Annotated in this window: 3 protein-coding genes and 1 pseudogene; all 4 read left to right on the forward strand. The window is 74.9% G+C overall.

What is annotated here, in order from left to right:
* Nucleotides 1-289 precede the first annotated feature (289 nt).
* The gene (locus tag AB0O00_RS27520) at nt 290-1,606 is read left to right on the forward strand and encodes a sialidase family protein (RefSeq protein ID WP_363656183.1); all 1,317 of its coding nucleotides are present in this window, start codon (nt 290-292) and stop codon (nt 1,604-1,606) included.
* Between the two features lie 104 nt (nt 1,607-1,710).
* Nucleotides 1,711-2,349 carry a hypothetical protein gene (locus tag AB0O00_RS27525; protein WP_363656185.1) on the forward strand — a complete coding sequence of 213 codons (639 nt, stop codon included), beginning with the start codon at nt 1,711-1,713 and terminating at the stop codon, nt 2,347-2,349.
* Nucleotides 2,350-2,704: 355 nt separating this feature from the next.
* Nucleotides 2,705-4,843: a GAF domain-containing SpoIIE family protein phosphatase gene (locus AB0O00_RS27530; RefSeq protein WP_363656186.1), complete on the forward strand. Its 2,139-nt coding sequence runs from the start codon at nt 2,705-2,707 to the stop codon at nt 4,841-4,843.
* Nucleotides 4,844-5,060: 217 nt separating this feature from the next.
* A pseudogene (locus tag AB0O00_RS27535) lies at nt 5,061-5,765 on the forward strand (histidine kinase); the annotation flags it as partial.

The raw sequence follows: 5,765 nt of genomic DNA on the forward strand, positions 1-5,765 counted from the left end.
GCAATCCGGAGGGGGGTTTTCGCTTTTCCTTCGTCCGACCGGCGCAGCCCCGGGCCCCGTACCCCTCCGGCCGGGTGGGGGTGCGGTCCCCGGCCGTTCGTATGGGTCGCTTCGGGAGCGGCGGTTGTGGGCATCGGTCCGGGGCGGGGCGCCGGCCGGGTGGTTGACGCCCCGTCACCCTCAACCCGCTTCCACCCGAGGAGACCAGCCCGTGGACGCACGTCGCGACACGTCCCGATCCGTCAGATCCGTCAGGTCCGTCAGGTCCGTCAGGTCCGTCAGGTCCCTGGTGGTCGGCCTCTGTGCCGGTGCCACCGCCCTTGTTCTCACCGCCGCCCCCGCCCTGGCGGCACCCGCCTCCTCCTACGCGATCGGCACCCCGACCAACATCTCCGGCGCCTGCGCGGGGCAGAACGCCGAGACCATCCAGGCCGTCGATCCGGCGGTGAACGGCGTGTACGACGCGTGGATCGGCTGCAAGGGCATCGGATTCGCGGGCTCGCTGGACGGCGGGACGACGTTCGCGGCGCCGGTCACGCTGCCGGGCAGCGTCGGGCAGAAGGGTGGCCGGACCTGGGACCCGGCGATAACCGTCGCACCCAACGGCACGGTGTACGTGGCGTTCATGGTCTCCCGCTCCGGGCTGACCTACCCGGTCGTCGACGTCAGCACCGATCACGGCGCCACGTTCAAGACGGCCGGCGCGGTCGTGCCGCCGGACTCGAACAACTGGGGCGACCGGGACTTCATCACCGTCGGCCCGGACGGGACGCTGTACCTGACGTGGGACTACGGGCCGAGCGCGGCGGCGGTGACGACCGTCTGCCCGCCGAGCGGCAGTTGCGCGTTCGCCACCGGTGACGTCAACGCGGTGCTGCAGAAGTCCACCGACGGCGGCCGGACGTGGAGCCCGATGTCGCACATCAGCCCCGGCTACCCGAACAGCGGCGCCGACAGCGCACCCGTCATCGTGGAGCCGGACGGGTCGATCGACGTGCTCTACCAGGGCTACGTCGTCACCAACGTCCCGACCGACAACCTGACCGTCGCCTACACCTACGCGACCCGCTCGACCGACGGCGGGGCGACCTGGTCGCCGCCGGTGCGGGTCGGCGGCGACGCCGGGACGATGAACAACACCGAGTGGTGGATCGACGGCAGCGAGGCGCTCGGCCCGGACGGGACGCTGTACGCGACCTGGGACACCCAGGGCCCGAACACCGACACCGGGTGGCTGTCGTACTCGCAGGACCACGGGGCGACCTGGACCGCGCCCGTCCAGGTGCCCGCCGACACGCTGAACGTCCCGCACGTCATGCAGGTCGTCGCCGGGCCGCCCGGGATCGCGTACGTGGGCTGGCTGTCGAGCAGCGACCCGCGCGGCTACGCGCAGTACCTCCGGACGTTCTCGACGACGCGCGGGTGGCTGTCCGCCCCGGTCCAGGTCTCGCGGGACTTCGGGACGGGCACGGTGTGGCCCGGGGACACCTTCGGGTTTTCCGCGCTGTCGCCGACCCGGCTGGTGCTGGCCTGGGGCAGCGCCGTCGCGCCGTCGGCCTCGACCGACAACATCTGGGCGGCGACGGTGGGGGTGAGCCTGCCGTAGTCCGCGGTCGGTGACGTCGGGGCGGGGCGCCGACCCGCCCCGACGTGGCCGTGGGGATGGTGGAGGATTACGCACCGGCCGCCCGCCTGGGAGATCATTCCCCCATGGACACCGAGATCGACACCGAGACCCTCGTACGCACCCGCCGTTCCCTGCACGCCGTGGCCGAGCTGGTCCTGGCCGGCCCGCAGTACCGCGCCGACGGCACGATCCGGCTGCGGGCCTGCGCGGGCGGGTTCGCCACCTCCGTCGGGGCGGACCTGCGGGTGGTCGGGGCCGAACTGGTGGCGCACGGGCAGGTGCTGTCTCTCGAATGGACCACGTGCGCCGCGCTCGGCGCGGCCCTCGGACTGTCGGCCGGTGCACCCGACGGGCTGTACGGGGACGGGGCCGGCCGGGCCGCCGACGACTCGATCGAGGTCGACCCGGCCGCCGCCCGCCGCCTCCTGCACGCCTTCGCGCTCGGCGACGCCGCGCTGCGCGGGCTGTTCCCGGGGGCGGAACCGGTCATCTGGCCCGAGCACTTCGACATCGGCGTGACCGTCGACGAGGTCAACTACGGCGTCTCGCCCGGCGACGCCTACCTCCCGGAGCCCTACGCGTACGTCGGCCCGCACGGCCCGCGGGAGGGCGCCTTCTGGAACGCGCCCTTCGGCGCCGCCCGGCCGCTCGCCGAACTCGCGGGCGTCATGGGCGTGATGGCTTTCCTGGACGAGGGCCGCCGCCTCGCCGCTGCAAGCTAGCGGCGGAAGCCGTCCTGGGACCTGAGCCGTGGAGGGGGACGGCTTGAGGGAAGCGGCAAAAGCTGGCGATGGCGGGCGGGGTGCCCTGGCGCCGGCGGATGCGGCTTCGGCAAGCGGGCGACCGGCCTGGGCCGGTGGATGCCGGTCGTGCGGTGCTTGCACCGGGGCTCGGTGAGTTGTGGTGGGACGGGTCGGCGGAGGCCGCGCGGTAGGCGTGGCGGGCGGCGGGCGGCTGGCTGAGGTGGCGGCGTCCGGTAGGCGGGTCGTGGGCCCTGGTGAGGCGTGGCGGGGCGGGTGAGGGCCGGGCGGGCGACTATGGGAGGGGGCTGGTCGGCTCTCGAATGGGGTGCTCGTGATGGGCGTGGCGCGGCAGGTGACTCCGGGGCCCGGGGGTGTCGGGCCGGAGGCCGTCGCGCGGGTTCTGCGGTCGGTGCCGGAGCGGCTCGGGGCGCACAACGGCGGGGTGTATCTGCTGTCTGAGGACCGCCAGGTGCTCGAACTGGCGATGACGCTCGGCGCCGCCCGGCAGTTCACCAGGCCGTGGCGGCACATCGCGATGACCGCGCCGATCCCGGTGGTCGACGCGGTGCGCGGCGGGCGGATCGTGTGGGTGGGCGGTGCGGAGGACATGGCGCGCCGGTATCCGAGGGTCGCGGTCGCGATGCCGTACGCGTTCTGCCTCGCCGCCGCGCCGCTGGTCGCGCGCGGGACGACGTACGGGGCCCTCTTCGTCCTGTGGCCCGCCGCGCACGCGCCCGAGCTGTCGGCCCGGGAGCGCGGCGCGCTCGACGCGCTCGCCGGGCGCCTCACCGAGGTGCTGGCCGAGGAGGCCGGGGCGGGGCGGCCGGTGCGGCCCGGTCCGCGCCCGGCGGTGGCGGACCGGGATCCGGTGGAGCCGGTCGCGGCGATGGCGGCGCGGCTGCCGGAGGGCGTCTTCGCCCTGGACCTGGACGGCCGGCTGGCCGCCGTCACCCAGGCCGCCGCCGCGTTGCTCGGCGAGCCGGTCGAGCGGCTGCTGGGTGCCCGGCCGTGGGCGCTCCTGCCGTGGCTGCGCGATCCGGTGTACGAGTACCACTACCGGGCGGCGGTGATCAGCGGGCAGTCGGCGGCGTTCGTCGCCGTCCGGCCGCCGGACCGCCGGCTGTCGTTCGAGCTGTTCCCGGACCCGACCGGCCTCACCGTCCGGATCGCCCCCGCGGCACCCGTCACCCCGATCGCCGCCATCGCCACCGCCCGCCGGGAGCGCCGTGCGGGCACGGCGGCCGACCGGGCGGTGCAGGCCCGGCCGGGGGCGCTGTACCACCTGCTGCACCTCGCCAGCGCGCTGACCGAGGCGATCGGCGTGCAGGACGTCGTGACCATGGTCGCCGAGCAGATCGTGCCGGCCTTCGGCGGCCGGGCCGTGGCCGTGCTGCTGGCCGAGGGCGGCCGGCTGCGCATCGCGGGGCACCGCGGCTACCCGCCGGGTCTGGTCGACCGGTTCGACGGCACCCCGCTGACCGAGCCCACGCCCGGGGTCCGGGCCTCCACCCAGGCCGTGCCCGCCTACTTCGAGAGCCGCGCGGAGCTGGAGCGGCTCTACCCGGGCCGCCACGAGACCCAGGACGGGATGTCCGCCTGGGCCTACCTGCCGCTGGTGACCTCGCGCCGGCTGATCGGCACCTGCGTGCTGGCCTTCGCCGAGCCGCACCGCTTCGACCTGGAGGAACGGGCCGTCCTCACCTCGCTCGGCGGGCTGATCGCCCAGGCGCTGGACCGCGCGCGGCTGTACGACACCAAGCTCGGCCTCGCCCACGGCCTCCAGGAGAGCCTCCTGCCCCGGGCGCTGCCCGCCGTGCCCGGCCTGGACATCAGCGCCCGGTACCTGCCGTGCACCGAGGGCATGGACGTCGGGGGCGACTTCTACGACCTCATCCGGGCCGGGCCGGACAGCGTGGCCGTCGTGATCGGCGACGTGCAGGGCCACAACGTCAACGCCGCCGCGCTGATGGGCCAGGTCCGCACCGCCGTGCGCGCGTTCGCGTCCGCCGACGCCGATCCGAGCACCGTGCTCTACCGCACCAACCACCTGCTGGCCGACCTGGACACGGCGCTGCTCGCCAGTTGCGCCTACCTGCGCATCGACCTCGCCGCGCGCGAGGCCAGGCTGGCCGACGCCGGACACCCGGTGCCGCTGCTCTACGGGCCGGACGGTCGGGCGGAGGCGCTGGAGCCGGACATCGGGATGGTGCTGAACGTCGATCCCGAGGCCGAGTACCCGCAGATCAGGGTGGGCCTGCCGGTCGGCACCACGCTGGTCCTGTACACCGACGGCCTCGTCGACACACCGGGGGCCGATCCCGACAAGGCGCTGGCCGACCTCGTCACGACGCTGGCCCGGCGCGGCGGCGAACCGCTCGACCGGCTGGCGGACGCGCTCATCGACCGGGCCGGGCACGGAGAGCACCGCACCGACGACGTCGCGCTGTTGTTGATCCGCTCCGTCCCGCGCTGAGCCCGCGCCCCCGTCCGGGCCGCTGCCCGTCCGACGTTTCCCTCCGTGCCCGCAGCGGGATCATGGGGGTATGGCCGCAGACCAGGGCCCCCCGCCCCGGCTGCCCCCGCACCGGGCGGGTGGCCGCCGGGAGCGGCGACACCCGCGCCCGGTCCCGCGGGAGCCGTCGGCGCGGCGCCCGCGGTCGGTGCTGGGCATCCGCAGCGTCGCCGGCCAGATGTTCGTCCTGCAGGTGCTGATCGTCCTGCTGCTCGTGGTGGTGGCCGTGGTCGCGCTGCTGGTGCAGTCCCGCAGTGACCGGTTCGACGCCGCCCGCGACCGCTCGCTGGCCGCCGCCGAGAGCTTCGCCCACAGTCCGGGCCTGGTGGCGACGATCGAGGGGCCGAATCCCAGCGCCGTCCTCCAGCCGCTCACGGAGGCGGCCCGCAAGGCGGCGAACGTCGACTTCATCGTCGTCACCGACCGCAACGGCATCCGCTACACCCATCCCAAGCCGGAGCTGATCGGCCAGAAGTTCGTCGGCACGATCGGGCCTTCGCTGGAGGGCAAGGTCACCGTCGAGCAGGTGCACGGGCCGCTCGGGCAGGAGTACCAGGTCGTCGCGCCGGTGGAGGACACGAGCGGCGCCGTCGTCGGCATCGTGTCCTCCGGGATGAAGGTCGCCAACGTGAGCAGCGCGATCGACCGTCAGCTGCCGGTCGTCCTCGGCGCCGGGGCCGTCGCGCTCGGCGTGGCCACGGCCGGCACGGCGCTGGTGGGCCGGCGGCTCCTGCGGCAGACCCACGGCCTGGGGCCGGAGGAGATGACGCGGATGTACGAGCACCACGACGCGGTGCTGCACGCGGTGCGCGAGGGCGTGGTGATCGTCAGCGGGGACGGCCGGATCCTGCTCGCCAACGACGAGGCCCGGCGGCTGCTCGAC

Origin of the sequence: Kitasatospora sp. NPDC093558 (assembly GCF_040683475.1) — a bacterium.
Lineage (GTDB): Bacteria > Actinomycetota > Actinomycetes > Streptomycetales > Streptomycetaceae > Kitasatospora.

Coding starts and splice junctions, on each gene's coding strand:
- AB0O00_RS27525 (WP_363656185.1), top strand. CDS start 1,711: ATGGACACCGAGATCGACACCGAGACCCTCGTACGCACCCGCCGTTCC.
- AB0O00_RS27530 (WP_363656186.1), top strand. CDS start 2,705: ATGGGCGTGGCGCGGCAGGTGACTCCGGGGCCCGGGGGTGTCGGGCCG.